Source organism: Staphylococcus equorum (genome assembly GCF_029531845.1).
GTDB classification, from domain to species: domain Bacteria; phylum Bacillota; class Bacilli; order Staphylococcales; family Staphylococcaceae; genus Staphylococcus; species Staphylococcus equorum_C.
The window spans coordinates 34,489-50,728 of record NZ_JAMBPV010000002.1 but is presented as its reverse complement, the minus strand read 5'-3'; the positions used below and the strand labels follow the sequence as shown (position 1 = coordinate 50,728).

Below are 16,240 nucleotides of genomic sequence, written 5' to 3'. Positions count from 1 at the left end.
AATAGACAACCATTCATCGAGGAGGCCATCTAATGGATATAACAATTTTTATTTTAATTTTATTAGCTATATTCTTAGGTGCTTTAGTACGTACATACTTTGGCTTTGGAGAAGCTTTAATCAGCATGCCTTTATTAGCTTTAATAGGTTTAGATATAAAAACAGCTATATCTTTGGTTGGTATCGCTGGTCTAACTGTGGCTTTATTCAATATTTTTTCTGAAATGAAACATATTAAGTATAAAACTTTGGCAGTCATGATGTCTGGCAGTTTAATCGGTATACCTTTAGGCATATGGATACTCCATCATTTTAATACTGGAAAAATCCAATTACTATTAGCTATTTTTCTAATCTTTTATGGTATTTATGCTTTTATAAAGACTGTTTTTCTTACCCATCACGCTAAAATTAAACTTAAATCTTCTCTATGGGAAGGTTTGGCAGGACTTGTTTCAGGTGTACTAGGCAGTGTTTATAATTCTCATGGTGTACCAATTGTTATTTTCGGAACGCTAAGTCAATGGCATATTAAAGATTTTAAAAGTACAATTCAAGCTCATTTTCTATTAACAGCTATCTTTGTTGTCATAGGTCAATTGTTAGGTGGGATATGGACGAGCCAAACTATTCAATTATTCTTAGCTACCTTACCTATATTGATTGTTGCAGTTTTATTAGGTAAATATTTATCGAAAAAGACACGCCATAATCATTTTGAAAAATGGATTTATATTTTTATAGTTATCTTAGGTATATTAATGCTTTCAACACAGTAATTAGATTTTGTATTACTTGCTTCAGAAAACAAAGACTTAAATATAATTTAGCAAAGGCTGGTTTATTATGTTTGAAAAATATGCTTCTAAAAAGTTAATAAATAAAATGCACGAAATGGTAATTGACTTTTCCCCAGTTAATTTTGAAGTTGAAAAATGGAATCATGAATATGAGGCTTTTAATTTTAACTTAGCTCATCACACTTTTAAAAGTCGGTTAGCTAAAAAGACACCTAAAAAAACTGGTTATTTCGTTGCAATGTGGCAAAAAAATGAAATAGCTAAAAATATCCCTTTTAATTGCGAGAATTCTAAAGATTACTTGGTTATTAATATTATTGATGGTGTCCATAAAGGACAATTTATTTTTCCGAAAGATATTTTATTAGCAAATGGCGTAATCACTTCAACCCAATACAAAGGCAAAATGGCTATGCGTGTTTATCCAAATTGGGAATCAAATTTAAACAAGACTGCATTAAAAACACAAAAATGGCAAAGCCTTTACTTTTTAGATTTATCTACACCCTTCAACGAAAAAGATATCTATACATATTATGATATAAAGTAACACGGAGATATATTGAGGTAGATAAACAAAAACTGGCGACAAAGCCCTAAGACCTTGTCGCCAGTTTTAATAATTATACGTATTTACGCTTTAACTGCTGCTTGGTTATTACCTGTTTGTGCTTCTTTAATCGCAGTTTCAAGTTCATTTGTATATAATTCTTTTTGAATGTTTGTATAGCCTAATAATTCAGCCATTACATCGATTACTTGTTCTTTATAGTTTAGTACATCATCAATTTTGAAATATAATTTACCTGTACGACGGATAAAGAAATCAGTTGGACGGTGAACCATTTCATTTTGAATTGAATAAATTAATTCTGTGTAGATATCTAACGGTAAACCAGTTTCTTGATATTGCGCAGTTTGTGCAATTTTGAATAACTCTTCAGCGTTTGAACCATATTTAGATACAAAGTGACGTGCAGTCGCTTCGTCTATTTGATAAGCTTTTGCATCTTCAATTTTTTGTTCAATATATTTAGCGAAGTTTTTACTTCCGCCTACATCGCCACCAGAGATTGGCAAGTGTTTTGTTGCCGCTTTATCGAATGTAAGTTTATATTCTGATTTTAAGCGTTTTGCTAATAAATCAACAATTTCTAGTGCCATATGACGGTAACCAGTTAATTTACCACCTGCAATTGTTAATAAACCAGATTTTCCTTCCCAAACTTCGTCTTTACGAGAAATTTCTGAAGGGTCTTTACCTTCTTCTAAAATAAGCGGTCTTACACCAGCCCATGATGATTCGATATCTTCATCAGATACGTTAACATCAGGGAACATATAGTTAATTGCTTCAATTAAATAGTCTCTATCTTCTTGGTTAACTAATGGTGATGATTTAACGTTGTCATAAAAAGTATCTGTAGTACCAACATATGCTTTACCTTCACGTGGAATGGCAAAAATCATACGACCATCGTTTTCTGTATCAAAGTATACAGCTTGACCTAGAGGGAATTTAGACTGATCAATTACAATATGAACACCTTTAGTTAAACGTAATTCTTTATTATTACGTGCGTAATCGCCACTACGTACTTCGTCTACCCATGGGCCACTTGCATTGATAACTTTTTTAGCTTTAATTGGGTAAGTTTCATTGCTAATTTGGTCTTCTACTTGGATACCATTAACTGTTTCATTTGAATCATATGTGAAATGAACAGATTTTGTATGGTTAATGATAGTAGCGCCTTTTTCTTCAGCACGTTTCATTACTTCAATAGTTAATCGTGCATCATCTGTACGGTATTCAACATATGAGCCACCAGCCTTAAGTCCAGCTTTTTTAACAAGTGGTTCTTTCGCAAGCGTTTCTTTTGCATTTAACATTGTTTTACGTTCAGCTTTTTTAACGCCTGCTAATCTATCATAAACGCCTAAACCGATCGATGTAGTAAATTTACCCATAGAACCGCCTTTATGCAATGGTAATAACATACGTTCTGGCGTTGTTACATGGGGGCCATTTTCATAAACAATCGCACGTTCGCGACCAGTTTCTGCTACAACGCCTACTTGTAATTGTTTTAAATAACGTAATCCACCATGTACTAATTTAGTAGAACGTGAACTTGTACCTTGTGCAAAGTCTTGCATTTCTACTAAAGCGACTTTCATACCTCTGTTACTAGCATCTAAAGCAATCCCAGCTCCGGTAATTCCGCCACCGATAATCACAACGTCATAAGCGTCATTTTTTAATTCTTTCTTAATCTGTTCTCTTTTTAAAGTTGATAAACTCATAAAATCTAGCGCCTCCTAAAGTATTAAAAAAAGAGAGATTCATCCCATACATATATAATTGTACGAATTGAATCTCTCATTTCTCACCTCGATATTATTAACTTACCCGTATTGTAGCATAGATAACACTTTTAAGTCTAATTTTTTTACTCATCATCTAATTTAAAGACTTGAGTAGCTTCCACAGCTTTCTTCCAGCCTTTATAGTATTTTTCTCTTTCTTTTTCTACCATTTTAGGATTGAATTGTTTTTCTAACTTCCAACGGTTAGCAATTTCATCTTTACTATCCCAGAAACCAACTGCCAGCCCAGCTAAGTATGCTGCACCTAACGCTGTTGTTTCACTAATTTCTGGACGTTCAACACCAACATTTAAGATATCAGATTGGAATTGCATGATAAAATTATTTTTAACTGCGCCACCATCGACACGTAAATTATTCACTTTAATACCAGAATCTTTTTCCATCGCTTCTAATACGTCACGTGTTTGGTAACATAATGATTCTAAAGTAGCACGAATGAAATGTTCTTTTTCAGTACCACGTGTAAGTCCGAAAATAGCACCACGTGCTTCTGCATCCCAGTACGGTGTACCAAGACCAACAAATGCTGGCACAACATAAACGCCCTCTGTTGATTCGACACGTTCTGCATAATTTTCTGATTGCGGTGCTGAATTAATCATTCTTAATCCATCTCTTAACCATTGAATTGCAGAACCTGAAACGAAGATAGAACCTTCAAGTGCATAATTGACTTTACCATCAATACCATATGCGATTGTTGTTAATAAACCACTCTTAGAAGTTACAGCTTCTTCTCCTGTATTCATTAACATGAATCCACCAGTACCATAAGTGTTTTTCGCATCACCACGTTCGAAACATGCTTGACCGAATAGCGCTGCTTGTTGGTCACCAGCGATACCGGAAATCGGCACTTCTTTACCGAAGAAATGATAATCCACAGTATTAGCATAAACTTCACTAGAAGATTTCACTTCAGGAAGCATTGAATTTGGAATTTCTAAAATGTCTAATAATTCTTGATCCCATTCTAAATCATGAATGTTGTAGATTAATGTACGACTTGCATTTGTATAATCTGTTATATGTGCTTGTCCACCTGATAATTTCCATACTAACCATGAATCAATCGTTCCAAATAATAAGTCGCCGTTGTCAGCTTTTTCTCTTGCGCCTTCAACATTATCAAGTATCCATTTTACTTTTGTACCTGCAAAGTAAGGATCTAATAAAAGACCTGTTTTTTCACGGAATTTACTTTCTAAACCTTGTTCTTTTAAGTTTTGACAAATACTTTGTGTTTGACGCGATTGCCATACAATTGCGTGATACACTGGGCGTGACGTATGTTTATCCCAAACTACTGCTGTTTCACGTTGGTTTGTAATACCAATACTCGCGATTTGATCTGCGCCAACATTTTCTTCATTAAGCACTTCAGCAATAACTGCTAAAACAGACGTCCAAATTTCATTTGCATCATGCTCTACCCAACCAGATTTAGGGAAATATTGTTTGAATTCACGTTGTGCTACGCCTTGGATTTTCCCATCTTGATCAAAAAGAATTGCTCTTGAACTCGTTGTACCTTGGTCAATTGACAAAATATATTTTTCCATAATGATAATCTCCCTTTTATTATGCTTGTTGAATAAATAATGTATGTAAAATGTATATTTCCCTATAATCTATTTGTATACATTTCGTTTTAATAACCCAACAAACATATTCATATTATTTATTTTTTTATAATATAAGACCTGTTTATATTTTAACGTATAAACAGGACAGTTAAAACTTATTTAATAAATTGTTTCGATACCTTTTGCACTTTTTGCTTTATTTAAAGCGATTCCAAGCGCAATTGTTACAATTAGTAACACAATTGATACAACAGACATCATATCAAACGCACCTTTATAGAACAATCTATAAATGACCGCACCCATCATACCACCTGTAATAGGTCCTAAAACTGGAACAATTGCATAACTCCAATTCGATTTACCTTTACCAGCAATTGGTAAAATGGCATGTGCAATACGTGGCCCTAAATCACGAGCAGGGTTAATGGCATAACCAGTCGGACCACCTAGACTTAAACCAATCGCAACGATTAAACTACCAACAATTAGTGGGTTTAAACCATCAGCTATTTTATTCATTCCAATGAATAATAAACCCATTGTTAAAATAGCAGTACCGATAATTTCACTTAAAAAGTTTGCAAAGTAATTTTTTATTGCTGGTGCTGTAGAGAATACAGCTAATTTTGTATCTTTATCTTCAGTTGCTTTCCATTGCGCTAAGTACATTAACCAAACTAAAGTACCACCGATGATACCACCAAGTATTTGAGAAATGATGTATCCAGGAACCATGCCCCAGCTTAATGCACCGTCCATTGCGAACGCTAATGTTACAGCCGGATTTAAATGTGCACCAGATATACCACCTGAAGCGTAAACGCCCATAGTTACGGCAAGGCCCCAACCTATACCGATTACAATCCAATCAGCACCGTTACCATTAGTTCGTTTTAAATTAACGTTGGCAACGACGCCACCCCCAAATAATACTAATATTGCTGTTCCCAATAATTCAGCAAAATATACACTCATAGAGACTCCTCCTAAAAAAAGACAAAGAGATTCCTACAATTATGTCCAGCGTTAATCCACTGGTTTAATGACTGTAGAAATCTCCCATCTCTGTTCTAATTATTAACTTGTGTTTATCTTACACCTCTATTGAAAGCGTTGTCAATCATTTTTTGTAAAAGAATTGCCACAATTTAAAAATCAATAACAGCGCTTTCTTTAATTTTGAATCGTTTAGTATAACAATTCACTTCTGCTGATAAGCCGTATGGCACGCTGTGCTTGGGCTCATTGTGTCCAAATGACAAATTATATAAAATTGGAATGTTTGGTTTTTTACTTTTTTTAATAATTTTTAATATTTCATTTTTATACGCTTCATAATAAATTTGATTAAATGGTTTGCCGAAAACAATTCCTTCTACTTTGTCTAGCACCCCTATTTGTAACAATTGGTGAAAAAAATTTGAAAATTCTAAGGGCGATGGTGTATCTTCTGAAGTTTCTAAAAATAGAAGCGCATGATTGAAATGCGCTATGTCAGGAAATAAGGGCGTATCTATTAAACTCACAAACGTTTCTAAATTACCTCCAATTAAATGGCCACTCACAATGCCCGCCCCATTTATAACTTCATAACTTTGATTGTCTATTTTAGTCCTAGCAATATTTTTATTTTCTATTTTCCACTCTAACCCCGTTGGTCTTATGTAAGTAGTCGGCAATAATTCACCAATTGCTGAACTATTGAACCAATATTTTTTAATATCATTAATTGTATAGTTATCCATTTCTATATTCTCTGCAAAATCTGTTAATAACGCTTGGCCATAAAAACTGACGATACCCATTTTATAAAACATCATATGTACAGTGGTTGAATCAGAGTAACCCGAGAAAATTTTAGGGTTATCGTAAATCGCTTTAAAATCTACATAAGGGAGTATTCTAATAGCATCTTCACCACCAATGCAACTTATAATCGCTTTTATATCACTATCTTGTAGTGCTTCATTTAAATCTGCAGCTCGCAGTTCTGGGTGCTCACGTACATATTCAATACCTTTGAGTGCGTTAGGCATGATTTTCACATCCAAACCAAATACGGATTCCAATCGTTCGATGCCTTGCTTAGTACGCCATAAAATTGAATCTTCACCGGCTAAGCCAGAAGACAGAGATACAATTGCAACAGTGTCGCCTCTTAATAATTTTCTCGGTTTTATCATGAAATATTCCTCCTAAGCTTTTAAATTTACATAAATTAATGCTTAATAATTAAAAGAAGTATAAAAAAAGAATTAGCCGTATGTTTTAGAAATTATTATACATCAATAAGATGATTTAATCCGTTTCTAAAATAGCTAATTCTTTTATGTTCAACATCATTCAATCTTTATTTTTTAATAAAACAACGGTTAATTCAACTGACTTAGTTTTATTACCACAATTCTCGATCACTTGTAGTGATATATTTCGCTCCATTTTTTACCGCAACTTCAACTTCCTCAACATCATTAATCAAGCCACCAGCAATCACTGATGTATTTGTCTCTTCATTGATTATTTTTATAGCCTTTGTTGCTATACCTGGCAACACTTCAACAAAATCAGGCTCTACACGTTTAATAAGCTCGATGCTTCTCGTTAATGCATGACTATCTAGAATAAATACACGGAAAACGGTAGTTGTATTCAACGCCTTTGCTTTGTTTATAACTTTTGTTTTTGTCGATACAATACCTTTGGGGTGATAGTTTTGAATGATAAATTCACAGGCAAATTCATCGTGACTCATACCTCTAATTAAATCGATATGCATATACACTTCTATATTATTCTTTTTCATTAATTCCATAATACTTTTAATATGACCTATATGCGTATCTAATAACACACATTCTTTATAATCTGTCTGTATCAGTTTCTCTAAATCTTTCATTGAGCGAATTGCCGGTAAAATATATGGCTTCATCCACTAACCTCCTATACAATACGCTTAAATAAGCGTTCTAATTCATAATTTGAAAAATTAATAATTATCGGTCTGCCATGTGGACATGTAAACGGGTCTTCTGTTTCTCTCAATTGATTCACTAAATCCGCCATTTCATTATTTTTTAAATAGTGATTTGCTTTGATTGATTTCTTACAACTCATCATTATAGCAGCTTCTTCACGTATTTTTTTTACATTCACTTTTTTATGTTCTAAGACATACTCAATCATATCCTTAATAATTTCTTCCGCTTCAGCAGCAGGGAACCATACTGGATAACTATCGACAATATAGTCATTACCACCAAACGGTTCTAAATGCACACCCACTTTATCTAATTCTTCAACGTGTTGATTGATAATCATCAACTCATCTTTGGAGAAGTGAAAAGTTAAAGGAATTAATAAATTTTGAATTTCATTAGAAACATCGCCTATTTTATCTCTAAAATATTCGTATTTAATTCGTTCCTGTGCAGCATGTTGATCAATCATAAACATACCATTCTCATTTTGCGCGATAATATATGTGCCATGAACTTGACCTACGACTTCCATATAGGGTACACGCTGTGAAGGATTGTTACTTATACTTCCTTTAATATCTGGTGCTTCAGCTACATCTTCAGAAGGTGCTAATGTATCAGTAATATCTTGTTCTTCCATATCAGTCAAGACATCTCTTTGCGTCTTAGCATAATCATAAGTCGATTCTTGCACTGAATAAGAATCGTCTGAAGAGGTATTCGGACTTGAGGGTGTATTATCTAAGGCTTCATTTGTTTGATTTGTTTCATTGGGCTGATTATCAAGGTCAAAGTTCAAATTCGTTGAATGTGTAGCCTCTCTTTGCTGTTTGCGTTTCTCAAAATCAATTTTCTGCTGTTCAAATTTATCCAATACTTTGTTTTTCTGCGTCAATTTATTCATATCATTCTGTGGTATTAAAATACGATCTTTAAAAGTTTCTCGTATTTTTTCTACGATTAATTCAAACAACTGATCTTCTTTAGATAAACGTACCTCTAATTTAGTTGGATGCACATTGACGTCGACCAGTATCGGATCCATTTCAATATTAATATAACAAATCGGGAATCTACCAATCATTAAAAGTGTATGATAACCTTCTAAAATTGCTTTATTTATTAAAAAGTTCTTGATATATCTACCATTAATAAAAATAGAAATATAATGTTTATTACTTCGAGAGTGTTCTGGCTTAGCAATATAGCCTTCTAAGCGATAATCGCTCGTTTCACCTGAGATATGCACTAAATCTTTAGCCACTTTCATTCCATATATTTCTGCCATCACTTCATTTGTGCGGCCTGAACCATTTGTCTTAAGAATCGTTCTGCCATCTGAAATGAGCGAAATACGGATGTCTGGATGACTCATTGCCATACGATTTACGATATCTGTAATTTTACCTAATTCTGTGTATAAACTTTTAATATATTTTAAACGCGCTGGTGTATTATAAAATAATGATTCTACTAATATATCTGTACCTTGTTTCGCTTTTGCAGGTTTTTGATTTAGAATTTCACCATTTTCCACGTAAATCTCTTGGCCTTCTTCATTATCTGTACATGTTTTCAAAGTCACTTTAGAAACAGAAGAGATACTTGCTAACGCTTCTCCACGGAACCCCAATGTACGAATATGAAACAAGTCATCATCTGCATCTAGTTTACTTGTTGCATGCCGATGAAAGACGAGACCTAAATCTTCTATATGAATACCCGTGCCATTGTCAACAACACGAATGGATGCTACACCAGATTGTTCAACTTCGATATTGATTTCAGTCGCTTGGGCGTCAATGGCATTTTCTAATAACTCTTTGACTACTGAACCTGGACGTTCAACAACTTCTCCAGCAGCAATCTTATTCGCTAAAGATGTCTGCAGCTCTTTAATTTTACCCATTTGACTTCACCTCTATTTCAATTGTTTTTGTAGTTCACTTAATTTAATTAATGCTTCTATCGGCGTCATGTTTGATAAATTCAACGTCTTAATTTCATTTTCTATTTCGGATTGCTCGATCGGTGCATCAAATAGTTCGAATGCTGTTTGTTCAAATTGATTCTTATTATCTCGCTGTTCTGTTGTTTTAGATTGTTCTGAATATGTTGCAGTTGATTCTTCTATATTTGAGTATTGCTCATTTTGAATACTAGGATTTACTTCAAGCTTATTAACTACGACTTCGTTATCTTGTTTATCATTTTGTTCAAATGCATCTAATATTACTTGTGCGCGTGAAATTACTTCGTCAGGTAAATGCGCTAATTTAGCTACTTGGATACCGTAACTATCATCTACTGCGCCATCTTTAACTTTATGCAAGAAAATAAGTTCACCTTTATATTCGTTTGCTGCGACATGCACATTTTTTAAACAGGATAAAGACTGGTCTAAAGTTGTCAATTCGTGATAATGTGTAGAAAATAGTGTCTTGGCGTGAGACGTATTTGCAACATATTCTATCATAGATTGTGCAAGTGCTAATCCATCGTATGTCGATGTCCCTCTTCCAATTTCATCAAAAATAATCAAACTATCCTCTGTCGCATGTGCGAGTGCTTTTTGTGCTTCTAACATTTCAACCATAAACGTACTTTTACCTGATACAAGATCATCCGCGGCGCCAATTCTTGTAAATATTTGGTCAAATACCGGTAGCGTTGCTGCTTCACATGGTACATATGCTCCCATTTGAGCCATAATACTAATAATTGCTACCTGACGCATATATGTGGATTTACCCGACATATTCGGACCAGTAATTAAATATACAAATGTATCTTGATCTAATTCACAATCATTTGGCACATAATCATTATGATCCATTACACGCTCGACAACTGGATGGCGCGAATTTGTTAATTGTAGTGTTTTGTCTTCACTAAAAGTTGGACGTGCATAGTTATATTTTTGCGCTATTTCTGCAAAACTTTGTAAACAATCAAGCTCAGAAATCACTTTTGCTTGTTTCTGTAAGCGTTCAGTATAGGTTTTGATTTTTTCTCTTAATTGCACGAACAATTGATATTCTAATTCTATTGCTTTATCTTCAGCACCTAGAATAATGTCTTCTTTTTCTTTTAATTCATCTGTAATAAAACGTTCCGCATTAGATAATGTTTGCTTGCGATGATAACCAAATGCGGTAGGATCGAAACCTTGTAAATTCGCTCTAGTAATTTCGATAAAGTAGCCAAACACTTTATTAAAACTAATCTTTAATGATTTAATGCCAGTACGTTGGCGTTCTTTAGTTTGTAATTCAGCTAGCCATGACTTTCCATTTTTAGATGCTTCTAAATACTCATCTAATTCACTATTAAAACCAGTTTTAAAAAGGCCGCCCTCTTTTACAGAAATTGGTGGTTCTTCTTTTAAACTTTCCTCGAGTAATATAAGTAATTCATCTAAAGGCTCTAATGCTTTAAATTGAGCAGTCATCTGCTCATCAAAATCATTAAGTAGATTTTTAATGTTTGGGATTTCTGAAATAGAGTGTTTCAACTGAATTAAATCGCGTGCATTGACGTTACCGTAACTTACACGGCCTACTAAACGTTCAATATCATAAACTTGATTCAAATGGTTTCTTAATGTATCTCTTTCGATAAAATGATTAATAAATTGTTCGACTGTATCTAAACGAGATTCTATATGCTCTTTATGAATAAGTGGTCTATCAATCCATTGTTTTAATCGTCTGGCACCCATTGGGGTCTTCGTCTCATCCATTAACCAAAGCAGTGTTCCTTTTTTAGTTTTTAAACGAATACTCTCTGTTAATTCTAAATTTCGTTTAGCGTAAAAATCCATTTTCATAAAATCTATCGCTTCATATTTAACAACTGCTTCAATATGCGATAAATCTCTTTTTTGTGTATGATATATATAATCTAACAATAATTGTGTTGCATTAAATAAGTTGCCTTCCGTCATAGTATTCACTTTATATCGTGCATCTGAAATTTCGGATAAGACCGTTATAGTTTCGGTAGTTAAACTAATTTGTCGTTTTAAATCATCATCGATATTTTCATTTACGACGATTTCGTTAGGATTAATAGTTGTAATTTCATTCATTAATGTCGCTTCGTCTTCGAAATGTGTAACTTTTAATTCTCCAGTAGAAACATCACAATAACTTAATGCATAAGCGATATTATCTTTCACAAAACTTAATATATAGTTGTTTTGTTTTTCATCAACGCCACCTTTATCCATTACCGTTCCAGGCGTAACGATTCTAACAACTTCACGACGAACCATACCTTTTGTCTGTCTTGGATCTTCCATTTGCTCACATATAGCTACTTTGTATCCATTGCTAATCAATGTTTCGATATAGCCATCTGCTGCATGATATGGCACACCACACATTGGTATAGGATTCGTTTTTTTAGCATCCCTTTTCGTTAAAGTAATTTCTAATACTCTTGATGCCTCTTTCGCATCATCGAAAAACATTTCATAAAAATCGCCCAATCTAAAAAATAATAGACAATCTTGATATTGTGATTTTATTTTTAAATACTGTTGCATCATGGGAGTTTGGTTAGTCATTTTGATATTTCACAATCCTTCTATTAGTTTCTTACTTTTGAATAATTAAATTCATTTATTGCTGTATATTTCAATATGTATATGTGATCATGCATGTACATATTAAAAATTATGCACTGAGCGTGTTTTCAAATTCATTTATGTATCGAAAATCACTTTTCACGTTATCGCTATCCATTTAATTTTCTTTAACTTAATTAGTTAATTTAACTCTTAAATTTTAACATAACTTTAGATATTACGCCTATTTATTCAATCATAGCGTTAAAGCTTAATTATAATCAAACGCTTTTATAAGCGCTCTTAGAAAAACCTTGATTTTATATATTCAAACTATATAGATGCGTATATGTTATATGTATATTGGCGATGCAAATGTAATGATAAATAGGCGATATTAGCCACACCAATAAAACCCCCTCACTACTGGCATAGTGAGGGGTAAAGTATTTATACTACAAATCCTAATAATCATATTGCAACATCGTATAGTGTAAAAATACAAAATAAATTAATCTGTGCTCTATTTTATAATAAACAATTCACATATAATTATTTATCCTTTAATTCTTCATTTGCGGCATTGATAAAGTCATGTACTGTCTCTATATCAATATCGAGCATTATAAGTGAGCGTAAGGGTAAATTTTCAAAAAGTGGCGCAAGTTCGGGATCTTCTGTTACTTTAGCTATGATTTCGTCAAATTGATATTGTTTCAGTGATTGCTTGATTTCATTTTTTCTTAACACTAATTCATACACATAAGTGTCTTCATGAATCCAATGTAATTTTGTTTGATTTGTTATATCTAGAGTGACTGATCGCTCTAATCTAATATCTTCAACTGATGAACCTACATATATTACATAGTCTCCATCATCTATTAACCACTGTCTTGTATTATTATTAAACCAGCGCAAAGCTTTATAAGGTATATCAAACGTAATTGTTTTTGACTCGTTTGCATCTAAAGCAATACGTTCAAAATCTCGGAGTTCTTTGAACGGCATATCTATATCACTTGTACGATTTCCAATATAAACTTGTATAACTTCTTCCCCAAATATTTTCCCAGTATTTTTGATATCCAAATTAATTTCCAGGCTATTTTCTTGTGGAGCAACCTGGATATTAGAATACTCAAAGGTTGTATAACTTAAACCGTGACCAAATGGAAATTGAGTTTTGATACGCTTTGTATCGTAATATCTATACCCTACATATATCCCTTCTCTGTATTCTTCTTCTGCTTTACTTTGATTAAATGTTAAATACGAAGGAACATCTTCAATTCGTTTTGGAACAGTTTCTGTTAATTTACCTGCTGGATTTTGTTTACCAGTTAATATATCTTTGATTGCTTCTCCTACCGCTTCACCTGATAAATAGGTTTCGACAATAGATTTCACTCTATGAGCCCAAGGCATAAGTACTGTCCCACCATTTTGTAAAACCACAGTTACATTTTGATTCTCTCTCGTTACTGCATCTAATAATGTTAATTGATTGTCTGGTAATGCTAAAGCATTTTTATCGAATCCTTCAGTTTCATAACTTTCAGGATAGCCTAAAAATAATATTACTTGGTCGTTTTGTTGCGCTACTTTTACAGCTTCTTGTTGAAGCTTTTGATCTACTTCATGATTACTAATATGGTAACCCTGTGTATATTCTATTTGGTGTGTATTAAAAGCATCCAATGGCGTTACAATGTTATACGGATTAACTTTTGAAGAACCGCCACCTTGAATTCTTGGTTTAGCTGCAAGCTCACCAATCAAGCCTAATGATGATGAATTTAATGGTAGGTTATTTTTTTCATTTTTTAATAAAATAATACTTTTACTTGCCAGGACTCTTGAGAAATCATGGTAACTCGCTTTGTCATAAGACTGCGCTTCATCTTTGATTTGATATTGTTTAATTAACGTTAAAACACGATCTACTGAGATATCTAGTATATGCTCGTCCAATTCGCCACTTTCTATAGCATTTGTTATTTCAGCTAATGTACTTTGTCCCTTACCAGGCATTTCCAAATTTAGTCCTGCCTTTAATGATTTGGAACGATGTTTTACCGCCGACCAGTCAGAGACAACTACACCTTGATATCCCCATTCATTTCTCAGCACGTCTGTAAGTAGCCATTTATTCTCAGAAACGGGAACGTAGTTAATGGCATTATAAGAACTCATAATTGTAGCTGGATGGGCATATTTTACAACTGTTTCAAATGCACTAAGATAAATTTCTCTCAGTGTTCGTTCATCCATATTAGAAGAATTTGTAAAACGTTGATTCTCTCTATTATTAGCTGCAAAGTGTTTTACACTTGAACCTATGCCTTGAGACTGTAAGCCGTTAATATATGCTGTAGCAAGGTTACCAGCTACTAAAGGGTCTTCAGACATATATTCAAAATTCCTGCCGGCCAAAGGGTTTCTTTTAATGTTTATACCAGGACCTAACAGCACATTAACTTTTTCACTTTTTGCGATTTGTCCTAAGTATTCACCATATTGACGTAACAAATTTTTATCAAATGAACTAGCAATTAGTGCTAAACTTGGAAAACTAATTGTTTTAATGCTTTGGTTTAATCCTAGAGCATCAGCTCCCTCTTCTTGTTTTCTAACTCCAGAAGGACCATCTGTAAGCAGTAGTGCATTTAATCCATTACCTTCTAAGTCATGTGTATACCAAAACGCCTGTCCAGTCACAATTTTAATTTTTTCTTCTAATGATAAATTTTTAATTATTTCATTGTTTTTCATAAGATACCTCTCCCCTAAAATAAGAATTTGCGAAATACAGGAATTTCCAAATTAATTGTTAATTTGTCGAAATTATCTTTGCTTAGTTTGTAATAAAACGAATTGTTTCATCAAGTGCATCATCTGCTTCAACTGAATACCCAAGATCATTTATGAATGCATGATACGTATTTTCATATAATAAACATGATACATCATGTCCTGATTTTTCTAATAACTCAGCGTATTCTATACCATCACTTCTTAGTCCATCTTTTTCAGCAACTATAATTAATGTCTTAGGCATTTCAGTTGGTATATTTGCTCTTAATGGGGATACAAAAGGTAAACTTCTTTCCTTTTTGTTCTTTAAATATAAATGACGTATTGCATAAACAAGTTTTTTCATCCCCTGAAAGGCTGCGCCTTGTTGTTTATAACTAGGTTTATCTAAAGAAATAAAATCTGTTAATGGATAATATAAAATTTGATTTTGGACCTTAATCTTTTCTTTTGCTAATTTTAAAATTAATGACGCTGCTAAATTACCACCTGCACTATCTCCGCCTATACTAATTTGAGTTGTATCAATTTTAAAGTCATCCGCATACTTCAATAAATAATTTAACCCCTTATAACAGTCGTTTAACCCCTCTGGGTATTTGGCTTCAGGTGATAAGGTATAATCTACACTCGCAATAAGGTAACCTGTTCTGTCAGCAAGTGCTCTCATAAAATTATCATTTACGTAGGAAGAACCACCAATAAATGCACCACCATGGATAAAATAAAATAATGGTTTCTTGTCACCGGAGTTGCTATTATTTCGATATACATTTAATAAAATTAAATTTTTCCACCCGTAAATTTTATACGTTTCTTTATGATTTGGATTACTGTAATTCAATAGTTTTTGATCTTGATTTTCCATAGATTTTCTAAAGGTTTTAAGATTGAATCGAATAAAATATTCTAATACAGGCCCCGGAAGCTTAGCTAATAACTTCATACTATCCATAGCATTTTCTTTTTTATCTTCGCTTAATTTTTTTCGTAAAATATCCACAATAGCGTCACTCCTTTTATTTACAAACAGCATAATAAATAAAACTTTTTCTTATATCTCTTATTCTACTCTTTTCCTAAAAGATTTAA

General features: G+C 33.1%; 11 protein-coding genes. 2 read left to right on the top strand and 9 right to left on the bottom strand.

Annotated features, from left to right (window positions below; translation table 11 throughout):
• The first annotated feature begins 32 nt into the window (after positions 1-32).
• Positions 33-779 (top strand): sulfite exporter TauE/SafE family protein, encoded by a 747-nt coding sequence (locus tag M4L39_RS02525; RefSeq protein WP_277580603.1) that lies wholly within the window; start codon positions 33-35, stop codon positions 777-779.
• Positions 780-846: 67 nt separating this feature from the next.
• Positions 847-1,350: a MepB family protein gene (locus tag M4L39_RS02520; protein ID WP_277580602.1), complete on the top strand. Its 504-nt coding sequence runs from the start codon at positions 847-849 to the stop codon at positions 1,348-1,350.
• Positions 1,351-1,433: 83 nt separating this feature from the next.
• On the opposite strand, the gene M4L39_RS02515 is transcribed toward M4L39_RS02520, so the two are convergent.
• From M4L39_RS02515 to M4L39_RS02475, 9 genes are all read right to left on the bottom strand, one after another.
• Positions 1,434-3,107 carry a glycerol-3-phosphate dehydrogenase/oxidase gene (locus tag M4L39_RS02515; RefSeq protein ID WP_277580601.1) on the bottom strand — a complete coding sequence of 558 codons (1,674 nt, stop codon included), beginning with the start codon at positions 3,105-3,107 and terminating at the stop codon, positions 1,434-1,436.
• A gap of 146 nt (positions 3,108-3,253) precedes the next feature.
• Entirely contained in the window at positions 3,254-4,756 is a 1,503-nt protein-coding gene (gene glpK / locus M4L39_RS02510) for a glycerol kinase GlpK (RefSeq protein WP_277580600.1), read from the bottom strand.
• Positions 4,757-4,939: 183 nt separating this feature from the next.
• Positions 4,940-5,758, bottom strand: coding sequence for an MIP/aquaporin family protein (locus M4L39_RS02505; protein WP_277580599.1), 819 nt, complete (start codon positions 5,756-5,758; stop codon positions 4,940-4,942).
• A gap of 173 nt (positions 5,759-5,931) precedes the next feature.
• Positions 5,932-6,966: a S66 family peptidase gene (locus M4L39_RS02500; protein ID WP_277580598.1), complete on the bottom strand. Its 1,035-nt coding sequence runs from the start codon at positions 6,964-6,966 to the stop codon at positions 5,932-5,934.
• Between the two features lie 212 nt (positions 6,967-7,178).
• On the bottom strand, positions 7,179-7,712 hold the full coding sequence (locus M4L39_RS02495; RefSeq protein ID WP_277580597.1) for a glycerol-3-phosphate responsive antiterminator: 534 nt from the start codon (positions 7,710-7,712) through the stop codon (positions 7,179-7,181).
• Positions 7,713-7,723: 11 nt separating this feature from the next.
• Positions 7,724-9,670 (bottom strand): DNA mismatch repair endonuclease MutL, encoded by a 1,947-nt coding sequence (mutL, locus tag M4L39_RS02490; RefSeq protein ID WP_277580596.1) that lies wholly within the window; start codon positions 9,668-9,670, stop codon positions 7,724-7,726.
• 12 nt (positions 9,671-9,682) lie between these two features.
• Positions 9,683-12,310 carry a DNA mismatch repair protein MutS gene (mutS, locus tag M4L39_RS02485; RefSeq protein WP_431197646.1) on the bottom strand — a complete coding sequence of 876 codons (2,628 nt, stop codon included), beginning with the start codon at positions 12,308-12,310 and terminating at the stop codon, positions 9,683-9,685.
• A 573-nt stretch (positions 12,311-12,883) separates the two neighbouring features.
• Positions 12,884-15,106, bottom strand: coding sequence for a beta-glucosidase (locus tag M4L39_RS02480; protein ID WP_277580594.1), 2,223 nt, complete (start codon positions 15,104-15,106; stop codon positions 12,884-12,886).
• Between the two features lie 82 nt (positions 15,107-15,188).
• On the bottom strand, positions 15,189-16,151 hold the full coding sequence (locus M4L39_RS02475) for an alpha/beta hydrolase (protein WP_277580593.1): 963 nt from the start codon (positions 16,149-16,151) through the stop codon (positions 15,189-15,191).
• Positions 16,152-16,240 lie beyond the last annotated feature (89 nt).